The organism is Nocardiopsis changdeensis, assembly GCF_018316655.1.
Taxonomy (GTDB): Bacteria; Actinomycetota; Actinomycetes; order Streptosporangiales; family Streptosporangiaceae; genus Nocardiopsis; species Nocardiopsis changdeensis.
The window spans coordinates 3993671-4012044 of the sequence record NZ_CP074133.1; the positions used below are offsets into that span (position 1 = coordinate 3993671).

Below are 18374 nucleotides of genomic sequence, written 5' to 3' on the forward strand. Positions count from 1 at the left end.
TCGGGCGGCGGTCACGCGCGGGAGCGGTGCAGCAGCCAGGCGAGGTAGGGGGCGCCGACCAGGGCGATCATGAGCCCGGCCGGGATCTGGGAGGGTGCGATCAGGGTGCGGCCCAGGGTGTCGGCCACGCTCACCAGCAGGGCGCCCAGCAGCATCGCGACCGGGACGGACCGCCGGTGCGCGGCGCCGACCAGGGAGCGGGCCAGGTGGGGGGCGATGAGCCCGACGAAGCCGACCACCCCGACCGCGACCACGCCGACGGCGGCCAGCACCGCCGCGACGGCGAGCAGCCCCGGCCGCGTCCGTTCCACGCGCATCCCGAGGATGCGGGGGGTGTCCTCGTCGACGGCGAGCAGGTCCAGGTGCCGGGCCAGGCCGAGCACCAGCGGTACCGCCAGGACGAGCACCACCGCGACCGGCACGACGTCCGGGAAGGTGCGCCCGTAGGTCGTCCCGGACAGCCAGGTGAAGATGCGCGGCGTCTGCCAGGGGTCGGCGCGCAGGAGCAGGAACGTCGTGACGGAGGTGAGCGCGTACCCGGTCCCGATGCCGACCAGGACGAACCGGTCGGGGCGCAGCCCGCCCCGCGAGGCCGCCGCCGTGATCAGGGCGAAGGTGGCCAGTCCGGTGAGCACGGCCATGACGGGCAGCGGCGGGAGCCCCGCGCCCGGGGCCGCGGTCACCACGGCCACCGCGCCCAGCCCGGCGCCCGCGGTGATGCCCAGCAGCCCCGGCTCCGCGAGCGGGTTGCGCACGGTGCCCTGGACGACGGCCCCGGAGAGGGCGAGCGCCGCGCCGGCCAGGACCGCGGCGGCCACCCGGGGGACCCGTTCGTCCAGGGCCCGGCCGATCAGCTCCGGGGCGGTCCCCTGGAGCCAGAGCGCGATGTCCCCGGTGCGCAGCCACAGCCCGCCCGCGAGCACCCCGGCGAGCGCGGCGCCGGCGAGCAGCACGCGGCCGCGGCCAGGACGCCGAGGAAGCGCCGGCGCGACCGCGCCGCGGTGCGCGCGCCGGGCGGGCGGCGGACCGGGCCCGCGTCGCGCAGGCGCAGGGCCAGCACCACGATCAGGACACCGCCCAGCACGGCCGTCGGCACGCCGGTGGGGATCGAGGCGGCCCCCTCCGCGCCGAGCAGGGCGCGCAGCCCGGCGTCCGCGAGCAGGACCAGCAGCGCGCCGAGCAGGCCGGAGGCCGTCACCATGACGAGGTGCCCGCGCAGCGCCCGGACCCGGCCGGCGAGCAGGCGGGCCAGCACGGGCGCGCCCAGGCCGATGAACGCGATCGGCCCGGCCAGGGTGACCGAGGCCGCGGTGAGGAGCACCGCGCAGAGCACCGCCGCGATCCGGGTGGAGCGGACGGGCACGCCCAGGGAGGCCGCGGTGTCGTCGCCCAGGCCCAGCACGTCCAGCCGGCGGCAGAGCAGCAGGGCCGCGGCGAGCACGGCGGCGATGAGCGGCATCGCCCGCAGGGAGGCGGCGATGTCGAGCTGGACGAGGGAGCCGCTGCCCCAGGCGTACAGGCCCGTGGTGTTCTCCTTGAACAGGATCAGCAGCATCGCGGTCGCCGCGTCCAGGGCCATCGCCGCCACCGACCCGGCCAGGACGAGCCGGGTCGTGGCCGTGCCCGCGCCGCGGCCGGCGAGCCCCAGCACGAACGCGGCGGCCAGCAGCCCGCCGGTGAACGCGGCCAGGCCCGAGGCCCACAGCGGGACGGCGAGGCCGAACGCGGCGACGAGGGTGAGGGAGAAGTAGGAGCCGGCGGTGACCGCGAGGGTGTCGGGCGAGGCCAGCGTGTTGCGGGTGACCGACTGCAGGAGGGCCCCGGCGGCGCCGAGGGCGAAGCCCACGGCCACGCCCGCGAACAGGCGGGGCAGCCGGGAGCCCACCAGCACGTCCCCGACCGGGACGCCGTCGACCTCCTCGCGAGCCCCGGCGGTGAAGCGCAGCAGGTCCCACCACCCCACGCCCGAGGTGCCCTGGGTGAGGTGCCACAGGCCCACCGCGAGGATCGCGGCGGCCAGGCCCGCGAGGACCCCCGCCCCGGCGGCGGCGCCGCGCGGTCCGGTGCGCGGCGGCAGGGGCCGGGGCGGGGTCGGGGCTAGCCCGCCCGCCGGGCGGCGGGCCGTCTCCGGGTTCGCGCTCATCCCCGGGTGAGGGCGTCGGCGAAGGCGTCGACCGCCTGTGCGGTGGAGCGGGGGCCGCCCGCGCCCCAGATCCGGGGCGGGAAGGAGTAGGCCCGGCCCTCCTCGACGGCCGGGAGGGAGGTCCAGATGGGGTTCTTCTCCAGCTCCTCGACGTAGCCGCCGACGCCCTCGTCGTTGGCGTAGAAGAGGTTGGCCTCCCCGACGGCGGTGAGGCCCTCGACGTCGGTCTGGGCCAGGCCGTAGGAGGGGTTCACGCCGCCGTCGCCGTACGCCTCGTTGATCTCGTCCGTCCAGACCGGGGTCAGCCCCAGCTCCTCGCCGAGCGCGGTGAACAGCGCGCCCTCGCCGTAGGGCCGGATGGTGAGGTTGCCGCCCTGGAGCCAGCCGTCGAAGTACAGGAAGTCGGTGGTGGGCAGGTCGACGGCGGCGACCTCCTCCTCGGCCTGCGCCAGGTGGGCGTCGAACTCGCCGATCACCTGGTCGGCGCGCTCGGTGCGCCCGGTCGCCTCGCCGATCATCCGGAACACGTTCCGCATGTTCTCGATGGGGTCGGCGGGGTCGGCGCCCAGCGTGACGAGGACGGGCACGCCGCGCTCCTCCAGCCGGGCGATGATCTCGTCGTCGGCGCTGAAGGCCTCCACCACGATGAGGTCGGGGTCGGCCGCGTAGAGGGTGTCGAGGTCGGGCTCCTCGCGGCTGCCGATGTCGGTCACGCCCTCGGGCAGTTCCTCGGCGCTCACCCAGGTGCTGTAGCCCTCGGTGTCGGAGACCGCCACGGGGGTGACGCACAGGGTGAGCGCGTCCTCGACCTGCTGCCATTCGAGCACGGCGATGCGCTCGGCGGGGCGGTCGAGCTCCACCGTGCGGCCGACGCCGTCGGTCAGCGACACCGGTCCGGTGGAGGTGGCCGTGGTGTCCTGGGCGCAGTCGTCCGACGGGGGCGCGGCGACGGCGCCGGTCTCGGGCTCGTCGACGTCGGTGGTGCCGCATCCTGTCGCGGCGAGGACGAGGGCGAGGGCGGCGGTGGCCGCGGTCGCGAGGGGGCGGAGCCGGGTCATGGGGTGTTCTCTCTGCTCTGTGTCTGTTCGTGTGTTCTTCAGGTGCGGGGGGCCGACCGGGTGCGGTCGGGGTGCCGGCCGACGGGGTCCATGCGGAGCCGCCCGGTCCGGGGGTCCCGGGTGACCTCGACCGGGATGCCGTAGACCTCCCCGAGGTTCTCCTCGGTGAGGACCTCGGCGGGGTCGCCCGCGGCGCGGACGCGCCCGGCGTCCAGCAGCACCAGGGTGTCCGCGACGCGCGCGGCGTGGTCGAGGTCGTGCAGCACGACCCCGACCGCGGCGCCGTGGTCCTGGGCGAGGTCGCGGATCAGGTCGAGGGTCTCGACCTGGTAGCGCAGGTCGAGGTGGTTGGTGGGCTCGTCCAGCAGGACGACGCCGGTGTCCTGGGCCAGGCAGGTGGCGAGCCAGACGCGCTGCATCTCCCCGCCGGAGAGCTCCCCGGCGGCCCGGTCCGCCATGTCGCCGACCCCGGTGGCGGCCATGGCGCGCTCGACCGCCTCCCGGTCCCGGGCGCTCGGGCCGGCGAGGCCGCGCCGGTACGGGTGGCGCCCGAACGCCACGACCTCGCGCACGGTCAGGCCCTCGGGCACGGGCCGGGACTGGGAGAAGAGGGTGACCTCGCGGGCGAACCGGCGGGCGCTGAACGCGGAGGCCGGGGTCGCGCCGGGGCCGAGCGTGACCTGCCCGGCGTCGACGCGGTGCAGCCGGGCCAGGGAGCGCAGGAGGGTGGACTTGCCGCTGCCGTTCGGCCCGACCAGGGCGGTGACGCGTCCGGCCTCCAGGGCGAGGGCGGCCCCGTGGACGACCTCGGTCCCGCCGTGGCTCAGGACCAGGCCGTCTCCGCGCAGGGCGTGCGCGCCCGTCACGGCGCCGTGCGCACGGCGGTGCGCCCGGGTGCCGGGAACCGGGCGGCGCGGCGCGGCGTCCGGTCGGCCGTGTGCGGCGCGGCGGCTCCGACTGCACGTCCGGGCAGGTCACGGCGGGTTCGGGAGCACGCGGGAGCGCGGCCGCCCGGAGTGGAGATTAGGTTAGCCTTCACTCACTCAGGATAGATTTGTCCGCTTTGTGGCTGCAATCAGGACTTCTGGACACCCGATACGGGATTCCGGACAGGAGCCGGGTGCGCGGCGCCCGCGTACGCCCCCGGCGTGGTGCCCATGACCCGCCGGAAGGCCTCGATGAAGGTACTGGTCTGGGCGTAACCGAGGAGTTCCGCGGCGTCCTGGACCTCGCACCCCTCGCTGAGCAGCGTCAGCGCCCGGTGGATGCGCAGTGACCGTCGCCACTGCGCGAACGACAGCCCGGTGGCGGCGCGGAACGCCCGGCTGACCGTGCGGGCGCTGACCCCCAGGTCCCGCGCCCACTCGTCCAGGGAGCGGTCGTCGGCGGGGTCCTCCAACAGCGCCTCCACCACCGCGCCGACCCTGGCGTCGCCGGGCAGCCGCAGGGCGAGCTGCCGTTCGGCGGGTTCGAGCACGTCGAAGACGACCGCCTCCGTCCGCTCCCGCTCCCCGACGTCGAGGTCCGTGCGGGCCAGGCGCATCAGCAGCGCCTCCAGCACCGGGGTCATGGCGATGGCCGTCGGCCCTCCGAAGGCGACCCGGGTGCGCTCGGGAGCGAAGAAGGCGGTGTGGAACCCGGCCCCGGCCGTGAGCCTGCCCGAGTGCACCTCCCCCGCGGGCACCCACAGCCCGCACCCCTCCGAGACGGTGAAGACGCTGTCCCCGACCCGCGAGGTCAGGGCACCGCGGCTCACCCACACCAGCTCGTGCGCGGGGTGCACGTGCGGCTCCCACTCCGCGGGGGCGCCCAGCACGTGCGACTCGGCGATGATCACGAAGGGCGTCGCGGCGCCCCGCGGGAGCGGGGCGGCCCGCCGCACCGAGGTGTTGGACTCGCGCCGCCAGGCGCCCCGGCCCGCGCCCTCGTGCGGCCGCGCCGCGTCGGCCGAGGACGCGCGGCGGCCTGCCGGCCCGGTCTGTGTCCCACTCACGGGCGGCTCACCCCATCGGCTCTCGGAAACGGCCGCCGGCCGGTGTCCCGGCCCGCCCCACCTGGGCGGACGGCGCGGCGGCGGCACCACCACGGTATCCGCCCCCCGCGGGGGCCGCCGGCCGGGGCGGTTCAGGCGTAGAGGGCGGCGATCGCGGAGAGCACCCGGTCGCGGGCCGCGCCGGCGTCCTCGCGGCCGATGAGGACGTAGTAGGCCAGGCCCTCGGCAAGGGCGGCCAGGGCGACCGCCTCCCGGTCCGGCTCCACCGCGGCCGGGAGCGCGCCGGCCTCCCGGTCCCGGCGCAGCAGGTCGGCGAGCCGCCCGTGGAAGCGCTCGTACTCGCCGCGCATGCGGTCGGCGATGGACTCCTCCGACAGGGCCAGCGCGGTGAAGGACTGGCGGATGCGCATGTGGGTGCGCGTGGGCGCGTCGTAGGGGATCAGCTCGGTGAGGACCGCGGTCAGCGCCTCGCGGGGCGGGGAGTCCGCGCCGGCCCGGGCGGCGATGCGGGTGCTGCTCAGGGCGTTGGCCCGGTCGAAGGCGGCCTCGATCAGCTCGTGGCGGGCCGGGAAGTAGTGCTGGACCCGGCCGGGCGAGACCCCGGCGCGGGCGGCGACCGTGCTCTGCGACACCGCCGACAGCCCCTCGGCGGCCACCACCTCCAGCACCGCGTCCGCGATCTCGTTCCGGCGCCGTTCGTACGCGGCCCCCCGGCCGCGGGCCCGTCGCTCCATCCCCGCCCCCCTTTTTCCAATGTGGACACATCGGTTTGACCGGGCCATCGTAGCCCGGCTACGGTCTCAGGCAAACCGATGCGGTCACATCGTTCTGATGGGGAGGGGCGTCATGGGAGAACGCGCGGCCGGCGCCGGGCCCGGCGCGGCGCACCGGGGCGTGCTCGCCCTGGTCTGCACGGCGCAGTTCATGGTGGTGCTCGACGTGTCGGTGGTCAACGTCGCGCTCCCGCCGATCCGGGCGGCGCTGGACTTCGCACCGGGCGGGGTGCAGTGGGTGGCGGGGGCCTACGCGCTGGCCTTCGCCGGGTTCCTACTCCCGGGCGGCCGCCTGGCCGACCTGTACGGGCGGTCGCAGGCGTTCACCGCCGGGCTCGCGCTGTTCACCGCGGCCAGTCTGGTCGGCGGGCTGGCCACCGCACCGTGGGTGCTGGTCGCCGCCCGCGCCGCGCAGGGGCTGGGCGCCGCCGTGCTGGCCCCGGCCACGCTGACCGTGCTGACCTCCGCCTTCCCCGAGGGACCCGCCCGGGTCCGGGCCCTGGCCGTCTGGACGGCGGTCGGTCTGGCCGGCGGGGCCTCGGGCAACCTCGTCGGCGGGCTGCTCACCGAGGCGCTGTCCTGGCGGGCCGTCCTGCTGGTCAACGTCCCCCTGGGGCTGCTCGCCGTGGGCACGGCCCTGCGCGTGCTGACCGGCGGGCACCGCCGCGCGGCGGTGCGCGGCGGCCTGGACGTGCCCGGAGCCCTGGCGGCCGCCGTCGGACTCACCGCGCTCACCTACGGCCTCACCCGCGCCGCCGACCACGGGCGGGCGGACCCGGGCGCGGTCGCCTGCCTGGCCGCGGGGGTCCTCGCGCTGGCCGTCCTGGCCGTGGTCGAGACCCGCACGGCGGCCGCCCCGCTGCTGCCGCCGCGGCTGCTGCGCGAGCGCGCGACCGGCCTGGGCAACCTCCTGATGCTGCTGTCGGGGGCCTGTCTCCAGATCCCGATGTGGTACTTCCTCGCCTTCGCCATGCACGACGTCCTGGGGTTCGGGGCACTGGCCACCGGACTGGGGTTCCTCCCCCACACCCTGGTCACCATGCTCGTCGGCTGGCGGGTGGCGCCCCGGCTCATGGAGCGCTTCCGGGCCCGCACCCTGGTGGCCGCCGGGGCTCTCACCGCCGCGGCGGGCTTCGCCTGGCAGGCGGCGGCCCTGTCCTCGGGCGCCTACCTCACGGCGGTCGCGGGCCCGGCGGTGGCGATCGCGCTGGGCGCGGGGCTGTTCGCCACGCCGCTGACCGCCGTCGTCACCTCCGGGGCGCGCGCCGAGGACGCCGGGGCCGTCTCGGGGCTGATGAACACCGCCAAACAGGCCGGCGGCGCGGTGGGGCTCGCGCTCCTGGTCCCCCTGGCCTCCGCCGGGTCCGCGGCGGGCGGCCCGGCCGCCGGGTACACCGCCGTCTTCTGGGCCCTCGCGGCGGTGCAGGCCGCGACCGCGCTCCTGGCCCTCCTCCTACCCGCCCGCCCCGGCCCCGGGCCGACGGGCCCGGGGGCCGTCCGCGGCGGGGCGGCGCCCGGCGCGGACGCCGTTGGCGATGACCAGGACCTCGGCTAGCTCGTGGGTGAGGATGACGGCCGCCAGCCCCAGGACGCCGAACGCCGAAAGCGGGACGAGGGCGAGCAGGATCCCGCCCGACAGCACCAGGCTCTGGAGCATGACGCGCCGGGAGCGGCGGGCGTGGGCCAGGGCCCGGGGCAGGGCGCGCAGGTCCTCGCCCATGAGCGCCACGTCGGCGGTCTCGATCGCGACGTCGGTGCCCATGGCGCCCATGGCCACCCCGGTGTCGGCGGTGGCCAGGGCGGGGGCGTCGTTGACGCCGTCGCCGACCATCGCCACCGGCCCGTGGCGGCGCAGGCCGGCGACCAGGGCCGCCTTGTCCTCGGGGCGCAGGTCGGCGTGGACCTCGGTGACGCCGACCTGCGCGGCCAGGGCGCGGGCGGTGCGCTCGTTGTCTCCGGTGAGCATGACGGTGCGCACGCCCATGCGGTGCAGGGCGGCCACCGCCTCGACCGCCTCGGGGCGCGGCTCGTCGCGGATCGCGACCGCCCCGACCACCGAGCCGGCGGCCTCGACCAGGACGGTGGTGGCGCCCTGCTCCTGGAGGCGGACCACGGCCGGGGCCAGGGGGCCGGGGTCGATGTAGCCGGGGCGGCCCAGCCGCAGGGGCGTGCCGTCGGCGGAGGTTCCGGCCAGGCCGCTGCCGGGCACCGCCGCCACGTCCCGGGCCGGCTCCGGGGCGGGGCGGGCGGCCAGGATCGCGGCGGCCAGGGGGTGCTCGCTGCGCGCCTCCAGGGCGGCGGCCGCGGCGAGGACCTCCTCGCGGGTGTGCCCGGGTGCGGGCTCGACGGCCACCACGGCGGGCCGGTTGCGGGTGAGGGTCCCGGTCTTGTCCAGGGCGACGACCCGCACGGTCCCGAACGCCTCCAGGGCGGCCCCGCCCTTGACCAGCACGCCCGACCGGCTCGCCGCGCCGACGGCGGCGACCACGGTGACGGGGACGGAGATGGCGAACGCGCACGGGGAGGCGGCCACGAGCACCACCAGGGCGCGCTCGATCCAGACCCCCGGGTCGCCGAACACCGAGCCGACGGCGGCGATCAGGGCCGCGGCGACGAGGACGCCGGGGACCAGGGGCCGGGCGATCCCGGCGGCCAGGCGCTGGGCGGCGCCCTTGCGGGCCTGCTCGCGCTCGACGATGTGCACGATCCGGGACAGGGAGTTGTCGGCCACCCGGGCGGTGACCTCGACCTCCAGGGCGCCGCCGCCGTTGACGGTGCCCGCGAACACCCCGGTGCCCTCGACCGCCTCCACCGGTACGGACTCGCCGGTGACGGTCGAGGTGTCCACGGTGGAGCGGCCCGAGCGGACCACGCCGTCGGTGGCGACGCGCTCGCCGGGGCGGACCAGCAGCAGGTCGCCCTCCCGTAGTTCGGCGGGGGCGACGGTGGCCTCGCAGCCGCCGCGCAGCACGGTCGCCTTCGCCGGGACCAGGTCGAGCAGGGCGCGCAGACCGCGGCGGGTGTGCGCCACGGCGTGGTCCTCCAGCGCCTCGGCCAGGGAGAACAGGAAGGCGAGCATGGCGGCCTCGCCCACCTCCCCGAGCAGGACGGCGCCGGCCATGGCCACCGTCATCAGCGTGCCCACGCCGAGCCTTCCCCGGGCCAGCGCCCGCAGGGTGCCGGGCACGAACGTCCACCCGCCCGCGGCGATCGCGGCGGCGAACAGCGCGGTCGCGACCGCGGGAAGGCCGATCAACCACTCGGTGAGCAGCCCGGACAGCCAGAACACCCCTGCGGCCGCGGCCCAGCGCACGGCGGCCGAGTGCCACCACGCGCCCGGGGCCTCCCCCGGCCCGGACGCGGGCGCGCCACAGGTCGGGTCGCCGCACCCGTCGCCGTCGGCGGCCGCCCCGGCGGGGGCACGGCCGCGGCCACCGTCCGCACCGCGGCCGTCGGCGGCGGTGCCCGGGAGGTGACGATCGCGGACGCCGCCGTCCGCGCAGCAGGGGCAGGCGACCTCGGCCGGCGCACGGGACGCGGGAGCGGCGGTCGGGTCCGGCAGCGGGCGGACACGGGGCGGCTCGGGAGCGCCGTCGTCACCGCAGCACAGGTCGGACACGGCTCAGCCCTCTCCCGCCGCGGGCACGGGGCCGGCCTCGGGCAGCAGCAGGGACAGCAGGGCGTGTCCGGTGTCGGTGAGGCGGTACATGACGAGCTTGCCGTCGCGCCGGGAGGCCGCCAGCCCGGCGGCGCGCAGCCGGCGGACGTGGTGGGAGACGAGGTTCTGCGCGGCGGAGCAGACCCACGCCAGGTCGCACACGCACAGCTCCCCGCCGGCCGCCAGGGCGCGGGCGATGCGCAGCCGGGTGGGGTCGGCCAGGGCGTGCGCCCGCTCGGCGGCGGCCCGGACGTCCTCGTCGGCGGGGACGACGGCGCGGACCGCCTCGGCCTGGGGCAGGTCGAGGCAGAGGAGGTCACAGGAGTCGGAAGACATACCAACAAACTAACACTCGTTGATATGTTGAGTCGACGCCGGGGGCGGGGCCGGCGGCCCGCCCCGGCGCGGCCCGGGGGAACGGACGGACCCCCGGATCAGAGGGTGAGGAGCACCTTGGTGGCGCGGCGCTCGTCCATCGCCCGGTAGCCCTCGGCGGCCTCCTCGATGGGCAGGGTGAGGTCGAACACCGCTCCCGGGTCGATCCGGTCGGTCATGATCAGATCGACCAGCTCGGGCAGGAACCGGCGCACCGGCGCCGGCCCGCCCAGCAGGCTCACGGTGGAGAAGAACAGGTCCATGCCGTCCAGCTCGACCCCGTGGGCGACGCCCACGTACCCGACGTGCCCGCCCGGGCGCGTGGAGTGGATCGCCTGCATCATGGACTCCTGGGTCCCCACCGCCTCGATCGTGGAGTGGGCGCCGTAGCCGCCGGTCAGCTCCTTGACCCGGGTGACGCCCGCCTCGCCCCGCTCCTCGACGACGTCGGTCGCGCCGAACCGCCGGGCCAGCGCCTGCCGGTCCGCGTGGCGCGACATCGCGATGACCCGCTCGGCGCCCAGCCTCCTGGCCGCCAGAACCCCCAGCAGCCCCACCGCGCCGTCGCCGACCACCGCGACGGTCTTCCCGGGACCGGCCTGGGCGGCGACGGCGGCGAACCAGCCGGTGCCGAGCACGTCGGAGGCGGCCAGCAGGCTGCGCGCCTGCGCCTCGGTGGGCTCCCCGGGGACCTTGACCAGGGTGCCGTCGGCGAGCGGGATGCGCGCGTACTCGGCCTGGGTGCCGATCGCGCCCATCATCACCTGGTGGACGCAGCGGGACTGGAACCCGGCCCGGCAGATCTCGCAGGTGTTGTCGGAGGCCACGAACGACCCCACGACGAAGTCGCCCACCGCGATCTCCTCCACCCGGGCGCCGACCTGCTCGACGACCCCGATGTACTCGTGGCCCATCCGTGCGGGCCCGTCCTGCTTCTCGACACCGCGGTAGGGCCACAGGTCCGAGCCGCAGATACAGGCGGCGGTCACGCGGATGACCGCGTCGGTCGGCTCCACGATCACCGGCTTCTCGACGTCCTCGACCCGGACGTCGCCGGGTGCGTGCATGACGACAGCGCGCATGGTCTTCCCATCCTCGTTCTCTCGGCTACCCGTCCACGACACCACGCCTACCCGCGGCGCGGGAGTCACTCCCGGGGCCGCCCACAGCGGGGAGGGCGCGGGCGCGGCGGTGTACCCCTCCAGGCCACCACGTCCGCGCCCAGGAAGGGAGCCCCTGTCGATGGGGGTACCGGCAGGGCCCCCTCCGGGCCGGCGCCGCCCGGGGCGCCCGCACCCGGCGGCGCCCCCGACGGGCCCTGACAGGGCCTCCCGGGGACGCCTCCCCGGTGGTCGACTGGTCCGGTGAGCGGCTCCGCGTCCGTGCGTCCGCTCCCCCGGCACGCCCGCCCCCCGCGGAGCCGGGGCCACCGTCCACCGGAAGAGACCACCGAGGAGATCCATGTCCTCCGTTCGCGCCTACACGGCCACCTCGGCGACCGCGCCGCTGACACCGGGCACGGTCGAGCGCCGCGAGGTCGGCCCCAGGGACGTCCTCATCGACATCGCCTACGCGGGCATCTGCCATTCCGACATCCACACCGTCCGCGGCGACTGGGGGGAGGTCCCCTACCCGCTGACCGTCGGGCACGAGATCGCCGGCGTGGTCGCCCGGGTCGGGTCCGAGGTCACCCACCACAGGGTCGGCGACCGGGTCGGCGTCGGCTGCATGGTCGACTCCTGCCGGGAGTGCGCCAACTGCCTGGCCGGGGTCGAGCAGTACTGCCTGCGCGGGTTCACCGACACCTACAACGGCGTCGACCGGGACGGCTCGGTGACCCAGGGCGGGTACTCCGAGAGCATCGTGGTCGACGAGCACTTCGTCCTGAGCATCCCCGACGCCATCCCGTTCGAGAAGGCCGCGCCGCTGCTGTGCGCGGGGATCACCACCTACTCGCCGCTGCGCACCTGGAACGCCGGGCCCGGCACGAGGGTCGCCGTCGTCGGCCTGGGCGGCCTGGGCCACATGGCCGTCAAGCTCGCCCACGCCATGGGGGCGGAGGTGACCGTGCTGTCCCAGAGCCTGAAGAAGCGCGAGGACGGGCTGCGGTTCGGCGCCGACCACTACCGCGCCACCGGTGACCCGGCCACCTTCGAGGAGCTGGCGAACACCTTCGACCTCATCGTCAACACGGTCAGCGCTCCCATCGACCTGGACGCCCACCTGAACCTGCTGGCGCTGGACGGCACGATCGTGAGCGTGGGGGCGCCGCCCGAGCCGGTTCCGGTGACCCTGTTCACCCTGTTCGAGAACCGGCGCTCCTTCGCCGGCTCCAAGATCGGCGGCATCGCCCAGACCCAGGAGATGCTGGACTTCTGCGCCGAGCACGGCATCGCGCCGGAGGTCGAGGTCATCTCCGCGGACCGGGTCAACGAGGCCTGGGAGCGGGTTCTGGCCTCGGACGTGCGCTACCGGTTCGTCATCGACATCTCCACCCTGCGCCGGGGCTGACCCGCCCGGGCGGCGGCGCGCTCCGGGCCCCGTGCCCCGGGTCCGGGGCGCGCCGCCGCGGGGCCGCCCCGGTGGGGGTCCCCGACAGGGTCTCCCACCGGGGCGGCCCCCTGCCTAGCGTGGAGGCATGGATAAGAAGACCGTCCGCGACTTCCTGGTCGGCAGGCGCGCGCGGGTGACGCCGGAGCAGGCCGGGATCCCCGTCTACGGGGACGACCGCCGGGTGCCCGGGCTGCGCCGCGAGGAGGTGGCGATGCTCGCCGGGGTCAGCATCGACTACTACACCCGTCTGGAGCGCGGCAACATCGGGGGCGCCTCCGACGGCGTCCTGGACGCGATCGCCCGGGCCCTGCGGCTCGACGACGTCGAGCGCGCCCACCTGTTCGACCTCGCCCGCGCCGCGTCCGCCCCCCGCGCCCGCGCGGTCCCGCCGCTGCCGCACGGGGTGCGGCCCTCGGTCCAGCGGATGCTGGACTCGATGGGCGCCCCCGCGATCGTGCACAACGCCCGCCAGGACCTGGTGGCCGCCAACCGGCTGGGCCGCGCCCTGTACTCACCGCACTTCGACACGGACCGGCGGCCGCCCAACATGGCGAGGTTCGTCTTCCTGGACCCCCGCGCCCGGGACTACTACGTCGACTGGCCCCTGGCCCGGCGCACCACCGCCGCGATGCTGCGCCTGGAGGCCGGACGCAATCCCATGGACGGGGAGCTCACCGCGCTGGTCGGGGAGCTGTCGGCGCGCAGCGCCGTCTTCGCCCGGGACTGGGCCGACCACGACGTCCACCGCCACCGCACCGGCAGGAAGTCGTTCCGCCACCCCGACGTCGGCCTCATCGAGGTCGACTTCGACGTGTTCGAGCCCGCCGGGGAGGAACGCCTGTGGATCGTCGGCTACACCGCCGAGCCCGGCACCCCCTCGGCGGACGCCGTCGCCCTGCTGGGCACCCTCACCGCCACCCGGGAGGAGGCGGACCGGGAGCACCACGGCACCGCCCCGGACGCCTAGGACCCGGTTCTCGGATGCCCTCCGGTACCGCCGCCGGGGGTCTGAAGGCCCGGCGAGGTGTCCTCAGGGGAGGGCCGGGGCCGCAGGCGGTCCGTCGAGGGCCCTGCGCCTTCCGGCGGGCGGGCCGGAGCGCGGCGGCGGTTCGGAGCGGCACGGCCGCGGCGGGGCGGGGGCCGCAGCGCCCCCGCCCCGCCGTCGCCGGTCCTGCTCAGTCCTCCTCTGCCTCCGCCTCCCCCGCGGGCCGGAGGTAGTTGCCGATGAAGCCCAGGACGCCGAAGGCGGCCGCCGCTCCGACGGTCGGCACGAACAGCAGCTCGGACGTGCCGGTCACCCACTCGGGGCGCTGCGCGACGACGCCGGCCGCCTGGCCCAGGACCAGGAGCGTGCCCAGCGCGAAGCAGCACAGCAGCCCGACCTTGAACAGCACGCGGACCACGGTGTGGGCGCGGGACTTGAGATCGGTCACGGTCATCCCCCCAGGACCGGAAGGACGCCCCAACCGATCAGACAGCCGATCAGGAAGATCGGGATCATGTAGTAGACGATGAGCGGCAGGAAGGTGCTCTCCGGCCGCGCCCCGGTCAGCCCCGCGGCCACGAAGATCGACCCCGAGGCGGGCGGGGAGGCCCCCTCGGTGGAGGCGAAGACCAGGATGGCGATGATCGCGAGCAGCGGGTCGACGCCCACCCCGACCAGGGCCAGGAAGGAGATCTGGCCGACGGCGGTCAGGGTGGCGGTGGAGGAGAGCGGGCCCGCCACCAGCGCGATCACCAGCCCGACCACGATCACCATCAGGGTGGAGCCGACCGGCAGGGACTCCAGCATGGTGTTGACGTCCTCGGCCAGGCCGAGCCGCCCGAGGATCTCGCTCGCGGCGATCGCGAAGAACAGCAGCGCGCCGATGGTCGCGAACTTGGGCATGGCCCCGTCGAGCAGGCGGGACCAGCCGCGCACCGTCCGCGGGAGGCGGTCCCGTCCGGCGAGGAGCGAGAAGCCGATGATGAGGATGGGGATCCAGGTCAGCAGGGAGATCTCGCCCATCGCGTCGCCCAGCGGGGTCGACTCGGTGAGGTACTCGCCCAGCGGGCCCACGGTGACGCCGATGGGGATGAGCGCGCCCAGGAAGATCGAGAGCGCCCCGGCCCCCTGCCGCAGCGAGGTGCGCAGCGGGACCAGGTCGTGCTCGTCGACCCGGGGGACGCGGTCGCGGCGCACGAAGTACGCCACCAGGCCGATGCGCAGCAGGATCTGGTAGAGCCCCGCCACGAGCAGGCCCAGGTACACCTGGCCGGTGGTGACCATGCCCCCGGCGAAGCCGATCATGATGACCATGGACGCGCTGGGCGGCAGGGCGGCGCCCATGCCGCCGTTCCCGGCCAGGACGGTCGCGGCCCGGGTGGGGGTCCACCCGGTGCGCACCATCCAGGGTCCGGTGAAGGAGCCGCTGGAGGCGGTGTTGGCCGAGTTGGACCCTGACAGGGACCCGAAGACGGCCGAGGCGACCGTGTCGATGTAGCCGGGGCCGCCGCGGATGCGGCCGAACACGGAGTTGAGGATGGCCAGGATCCTCTGGATCAGCCCCGTGGCGTCGATGAGGTAGGCCATGAACACGAAGGCCAGGGCCGCGTAGAGCACGTCGTGGGTGAGCGCGTCGGCCAGTCCGCCCAGGAGGTAGGCGGGGGCCTGCGCCCCGGCGAACAGGGAGGTGGCCACGAGTCCGAGCAGCATGGCCTCGCCCATGTTCCGCTTGAACACGACGTTCCACACGATGATCACGGCGATGAACGCCGCGAGGGCTAGCAGGGCGATGGGCATGGGGAGACCTTCGGTGCGGGGGTGTGCCGGTGCCCGCGGGCGGGCGGGGTGTCGCTCGGGCGGAGCGACCGCGGGGGCCGGGGCGCGCTCACGCGCGTTCCCGGCGGATGGTCCGCAGGCGCTCGGCCTCGTCCTCCAGGACGAGCCGGGCCGCGGCGAGGGTCTGCTCGGCCTCCAGGCGCGGGACGATGAACACGCCGTCGCCGTCGGCGACCACGATGTCCCCCGGGGCGCAGACCGCGCCCCCCACGGAGATGGTGCGGCCGATGTGGCCGGGCCCGTCCTTGTAGGGGCCCGCGGGGGAGACCGCGGCGGCCCAGACGGGGAATCCGAGCTCGCGCAGCTCGTCGACGTCGCGCACCGCGCCGTCGACCACCATGCCGCGCACCCCCCTGTTGACGGCGCGCTCGGCGATCAGCTCGCCCAGCAGCGCCCGGGAGTCGTCGCCCCCGCCGTCCACGACCAGCACGTCGCCGGGGCGCGCGACGGCCAGGGCGCGGTGCAGGGCCTTGTTGTCGCCGGGGCGCGTCTGGACGGTCAGCGCGCGGCCCGCCAGCCGCGCCCCGGCCCAGACCGGCCTGATCCGGGAGGAGAGGAACCCGAGGCGGTCGCGGGCGTCCCCGATGGCCGCGGTGGGGATCTCCGCGAAGGCGTCGATCAGTTCGGGGGCGCCGTCGCCGGCCGAGCGCGCCAGGTACCGGTGGCGGTCGGCCGCGCCCCGGCTCACCGGCGTCTCGACCGAGAGGTCGGCCAGCAGCTCGATGCTCGCGTCCAGCTCGCGGGACCGCCGCACGGCGTGCAGGCGGGTGCCGCGGTCCAGGCGGTCGAGCGTTTCGGAGCCCCCGGCGAGCACGTCGGCGATCTGCTTGCGCATCCACTCCTCTTCACCCGCCGCGGTCCCCGCGTCGACGGACTCGGTGATCAGTGCGCCGAGGCCCTTCATGAACACGCTGCGCAGCAGTTTGCGTCCGGACGCCGCTCCGACGGCGTCCCCGATCGGCTCGGCGGCGGAGCCCACGGCCTTCAGGGCCTCTGCGGCCGCGTCCGCCGCCGGACCGGCGAGGAGGACCTCGACCGCCGCCCCGAACTTGACGACGGAACCGATGACGGCCCCGTCCACGACGCGGGCCGCGTCACCGATGGTACGGGCCACCTCGGCCTTGACCTGCGGCGAGGCCGCGTTCAGGTCGATGTAGAGGGCGTCCTCGCGCAGGGCGGGCGCGGCGTCGCGGGCGGCGGAGACCGCGTGGGCGGCCGTGGTCAGGCTCAGGACGAGGTCGGCGTCCGCGACCGCCTCGGCCGTCGACGGGGCCCGTGTGACGCCCGCGGGCGTCGGGATCGCGGGCGCGGGGTCGAAGCCGACCGTCCGCCGGCCGGCGGACGCGAAGGCCTCCGCGTAGATCGCGCCGGCTTCGCCGAGCCCCAGGACAGCTACCTTCATTACTCCACCATCTATCATTGGGTGATAGTTCCTCTTGCTGGTTGATAGGGAGTGTGACCTGTGGCTCTTCCGGCTGTCAACCCGCCGGAAACATCTCCGCTACCTTGGGGAGGGCCATACCGGGCGGGAACGCCGTCCCCGGCGGGCTTCGCGGGCCCCGTCCGGGACGCGGAGGACCCCCGAGGACACACGAGCGAAGGAGCGGCGAGGCGAGCATGGGCGCCACAGCCGGAGGCGGAAACCAGGGGCGCACGCTCGACCGTGCGCTGGACGTCCTCGAATGCCTGGAACGCGCGCGCGGCCCGCTGCGGCTGAGCGACATCGCGCGGGAGGCCGACCTGCACCTGGCCACCACCCAGCGGACGGTCAACCAGCTCGTGCGGCGCGGCTACGTCCAGCAGGGCCGCCTGGGGTACTCGCTCGGCCCGGTCGTGCTGTCACTGGCCCACGGCTTCGTGGTCAACGACCGGCTGAGCACGGTCGCGACGCCGGTGCTCACCGAGCTGTCCGCGACCACGCGGCTGACCTCGTCGGTGTTCGTCCGGTCGGGGGACGAGCGCATCCTGGTCGCCCGCGTCAGCGGCGCCGACCCCCTGCGCTACCAGTTCCCGATCGGGCGCCGCGTGCCCCTGAACATCGGCGGCGGGAAGGTGCTGCTCGCCGCCCTGCCGGACGAGGAGTTCGAGGAGTACCTCCACCGCTTCCCGGAGGTCGCGCTGGCTTCGGGCGGGACCCAGGGGGCGCGGGAGCTGAAGGAGGAGGTCGAGCGCGTGCGGGAGAACGGCTACCACCTCGCCGAGTCCGAGCGCTCACTGGGCGCGCTGAGCCTCAGCCTGCCGGTGCGCGACGCCGACAAGGAGGTCGTCGGGGCGATCAACCTGGTGACGACGACCGACGTCACCAGCGCCGAGGAGCTGCTCGCCTGGCTGCCGGAGCTGTCGCGGGGGGCCGGCGCCATCGGGGCCCGCATCTGACCGGACCCCCGGGACGCGGGGGGCGTACGGGGACCGATCCCCACCGAAGCGACCATTCGGAAACCCCGCGTGCCCCCACCCTCACCCTTGGTAGTTTCCCTGTGTCCGGCGGTCCCCTCCGCCCGCGGCCACCGAGAGGAACACGAGGAATCCCATGGGCAGCCCCCGCGCGCAGATGGCGCACCACCTCCCCGAGGCGTACACGGAACTGGCCCGCCTGAGCGCGGTCCTGGACGGGGTCCTCGACGACGGGCTGCACACGCTCGTCAAGCTCCGCGCCTCCGTCCTCAACGGCTGCGCCTTCTGCGTCGACATGCACACCCGGGAGGCCCTGGAGGCGGGGACGTCCCCGCAGCGGGTCGCGCTGGTGGCGGCCTGGCGCGAGGCGGGCGGCCACTTCACCGAGGTCGAGCGCGCCGTGCTGGCGGTCGTGGACGCCCTCACCCGCCTGGACGGCGACGGCCTGCCGGACGAGGTCCACGACGCGGCCGCCGCGCACCTGTCCGAACGGGAGATGGTCGCGCTCGTCACCGCCGTCGGCCTGGTCAACCTCTACAACCGCCTCGGGATCGGCACCGGCATGACCCCGCCGGTGCGCTGACCGGGCCCCGCCCGCGGGGCGCC

17 protein-coding genes are annotated in these 18374 nt (G+C 75.9%); 5 read left to right on the plus strand and 12 right to left on the minus strand.

The features are described from left to right. Positions 1-11 precede the first annotated feature (11 nt). From KGD84_RS18430 to KGD84_RS18455, 6 genes are all read right to left on the minus strand, one after another. Positions 12-953, minus strand: a complete 942-nt coding sequence (locus KGD84_RS18430) for an iron chelate uptake ABC transporter family permease subunit (RefSeq protein ID WP_260697140.1) — start codon at positions 951-953, stop codon at positions 12-14. Beyond that, positions 851-2143, minus strand: coding sequence for an iron chelate uptake ABC transporter family permease subunit (locus KGD84_RS18435; RefSeq protein WP_260697141.1), 1293 nt, complete (start codon positions 2141-2143; stop codon positions 851-853). Before KGD84_RS18435 ends, KGD84_RS18430 begins: the two co-directional genes overlap by 103 nt. Further along, the gene (locus KGD84_RS18440) at positions 2140-3201 is read right to left on the minus strand and encodes an iron-siderophore ABC transporter substrate-binding protein (protein ID WP_220561665.1); all 1062 of its coding nucleotides are present in this window, start codon (positions 3199-3201) and stop codon (positions 2140-2142) included. Before KGD84_RS18440 ends, KGD84_RS18435 begins: the two co-directional genes overlap by 4 nt. A gap of 38 nt (positions 3202-3239) precedes the next feature. Next, positions 3240-4067 carry an ABC transporter ATP-binding protein gene (locus KGD84_RS18445; protein WP_220561666.1) on the minus strand — a complete coding sequence of 276 codons (828 nt, stop codon included), beginning with the start codon at positions 4065-4067 and terminating at the stop codon, positions 3240-3242. Positions 4068-4276: 209 nt separating this feature from the next. Beyond that, positions 4277-5194: a helix-turn-helix transcriptional regulator gene (locus KGD84_RS18450; protein WP_255646641.1), complete on the minus strand. Its 918-nt coding sequence runs from the start codon at positions 5192-5194 to the stop codon at positions 4277-4279. A gap of 131 nt (positions 5195-5325) precedes the next feature. Beyond that, positions 5326-5928, minus strand: a complete 603-nt coding sequence (locus KGD84_RS18455) for a TetR/AcrR family transcriptional regulator (RefSeq protein ID WP_220561667.1) — start codon at positions 5926-5928, stop codon at positions 5326-5328. Positions 5929-6040: 112 nt separating this feature from the next. Here KGD84_RS18455 and KGD84_RS18460 point away from each other — a divergent pair, with 112 nt between their 5' ends. After that, positions 6041-7522: an MFS transporter gene (locus KGD84_RS18460; protein ID WP_220561668.1), complete on the plus strand. Its 1482-nt coding sequence runs from the start codon at positions 6041-6043 to the stop codon at positions 7520-7522. Here the strand turns inward: KGD84_RS18460 and KGD84_RS18465 are convergent. The 3 genes from KGD84_RS18465 to KGD84_RS18475 all read right to left on the minus strand — a co-directional run bounded on the left by KGD84_RS18465 (position 7421) and on the right by KGD84_RS18475 (position 11082). Next, a complete protein-coding gene (locus KGD84_RS18465; protein ID WP_220561669.1) occupies positions 7421-9586 on the minus strand; it encodes a heavy metal translocating P-type ATPase in 2166 nt (721 codons plus the stop codon). The genes KGD84_RS18460 and KGD84_RS18465 overlap by 102 nt on opposite strands. A 3-nt stretch (positions 9587-9589) precedes the next feature. Further along, positions 9590-9961, minus strand: a complete 372-nt coding sequence (locus KGD84_RS18470; RefSeq protein ID WP_220561670.1) for an ArsR/SmtB family transcription factor — start codon at positions 9959-9961, stop codon at positions 9590-9592. A gap of 98 nt (positions 9962-10059) precedes the next feature. Next, positions 10060-11082 carry a zinc-dependent alcohol dehydrogenase family protein gene (locus tag KGD84_RS18475; RefSeq protein ID WP_220561671.1) on the minus strand — a complete coding sequence of 341 codons (1023 nt, stop codon included), beginning with the start codon at positions 11080-11082 and terminating at the stop codon, positions 10060-10062. A gap of 379 nt (positions 11083-11461) precedes the next feature. On the opposite strand from KGD84_RS18475, the gene KGD84_RS18480 reads away from it, so the two are divergent. After that, the gene (locus KGD84_RS18480; protein ID WP_220561672.1) at positions 11462-12511 is read left to right on the plus strand and encodes an NAD(P)-dependent alcohol dehydrogenase; all 1050 of its coding nucleotides are present in this window, start codon (positions 11462-11464) and stop codon (positions 12509-12511) included. A 127-nt stretch (positions 12512-12638) separates the two neighbouring features. Beyond that, positions 12639-13520, plus strand: coding sequence for a helix-turn-helix transcriptional regulator (locus KGD84_RS18485; RefSeq protein WP_220561673.1), 882 nt, complete (start codon positions 12639-12641; stop codon positions 13518-13520). Positions 13521-13728: 208 nt separating this feature from the next. On the opposite strand, the gene KGD84_RS18490 is transcribed toward KGD84_RS18485, so the two are convergent. The 3 genes from KGD84_RS18490 to KGD84_RS18500 all read right to left on the minus strand — a co-directional run bounded on the left by KGD84_RS18490 (position 13729) and on the right by KGD84_RS18500 (position 16776). After that, positions 13729-13992 (minus strand): hypothetical protein, encoded by a 264-nt coding sequence (locus tag KGD84_RS18490; protein ID WP_220561674.1) that lies wholly within the window; start codon positions 13990-13992, stop codon positions 13729-13731. Continuing rightward, a complete protein-coding gene (locus tag KGD84_RS18495) occupies positions 13989-15335 on the minus strand; it encodes a TRAP transporter large permease subunit (RefSeq protein WP_220561675.1) in 1347 nt (448 codons plus the stop codon). The genes KGD84_RS18490 and KGD84_RS18495 overlap by 4 nt, the downstream gene beginning before the upstream one ends. Positions 15336-15423: 88 nt before the next feature. Continuing rightward, the gene (locus KGD84_RS18500; protein WP_220561676.1) at positions 15424-16776 is read right to left on the minus strand and encodes an RraA family protein; all 1353 of its coding nucleotides are present in this window, start codon (positions 16774-16776) and stop codon (positions 15424-15426) included. 215 nt (positions 16777-16991) lie between these two features. On the opposite strand from KGD84_RS18500, the gene KGD84_RS18505 reads away from it, so the two are divergent. Then, positions 16992-17750 (plus strand): IclR family transcriptional regulator, encoded by a 759-nt coding sequence (locus KGD84_RS18505; protein ID WP_220561677.1) that lies wholly within the window; start codon positions 16992-16994, stop codon positions 17748-17750. 154 nt (positions 17751-17904) lie between these two features. Further along, positions 17905-18351: a carboxymuconolactone decarboxylase family protein gene (locus tag KGD84_RS18510; protein ID WP_220561678.1), complete on the plus strand. Its 447-nt coding sequence runs from the start codon at positions 17905-17907 to the stop codon at positions 18349-18351. The last annotated feature ends 23 nt before the right edge of the window (positions 18352-18374 follow it).

What these genes read in the sequence shown, in the direction of transcription:
- KGD84_RS18495 (WP_220561675.1), bottom strand. Translation starts at nt 15,335, where the DNA reads ATGCCCATCGCCCTGCTAGCCCTCGCGGCGTTCATCGCCGTGATCATC.
- KGD84_RS18490 (WP_220561674.1), bottom strand. Translation starts at nt 13,992, where the DNA reads ATGACCGTGACCGATCTCAAGTCCCGCGCCCACACCGTGGTCCGCGTG.
- KGD84_RS18510 (WP_220561678.1), top strand. Translation starts at nt 17,905, where the DNA reads ATGGGCAGCCCCCGCGCGCAGATGGCGCACCACCTCCCCGAGGCGTAC.
- KGD84_RS18480 (WP_220561672.1), top strand. Translation starts at nt 11,462, where the DNA reads ATGTCCTCCGTTCGCGCCTACACGGCCACCTCGGCGACCGCGCCGCTG.
- KGD84_RS18470 (WP_220561670.1), bottom strand. Translation starts at nt 9,961, where the DNA reads ATGTCTTCCGACTCCTGTGACCTCCTCTGCCTCGACCTGCCCCAGGCC.
- KGD84_RS18440 (WP_220561665.1), bottom strand. Translation starts at nt 3,201, where the DNA reads ATGACCCGGCTCCGCCCCCTCGCGACCGCGGCCACCGCCGCCCTCGCC.
- KGD84_RS18455 (WP_220561667.1), bottom strand. Translation starts at nt 5,928, where the DNA reads ATGGAGCGACGGGCCCGCGGCCGGGGGGCCGCGTACGAACGGCGCCGG.
- KGD84_RS18505 (WP_220561677.1), top strand. Translation starts at nt 16,992, where the DNA reads ATGGGCGCCACAGCCGGAGGCGGAAACCAGGGGCGCACGCTCGACCGT.
- KGD84_RS18485 (WP_220561673.1), top strand. Translation starts at nt 12,639, where the DNA reads ATGGATAAGAAGACCGTCCGCGACTTCCTGGTCGGCAGGCGCGCGCGG.
- KGD84_RS18475 (WP_220561671.1), bottom strand. Translation starts at nt 11,082, where the DNA reads ATGCGCGCTGTCGTCATGCACGCACCCGGCGACGTCCGGGTCGAGGAC.
- KGD84_RS18435 (WP_260697141.1), bottom strand. Translation starts at nt 2,143, where the DNA reads ATGAGCGCGAACCCGGAGACGGCCCGCCGCCCGGCGGGCGGGCTAGCC.
- KGD84_RS18460 (WP_220561668.1), top strand. Translation starts at nt 6,041, where the DNA reads ATGGGAGAACGCGCGGCCGGCGCCGGGCCCGGCGCGGCGCACCGGGGC.
- KGD84_RS18500 (WP_220561676.1), bottom strand. Translation starts at nt 16,776, where the DNA reads ATGAAGGTAGCTGTCCTGGGGCTCGGCGAAGCCGGCGCGATCTACGCG.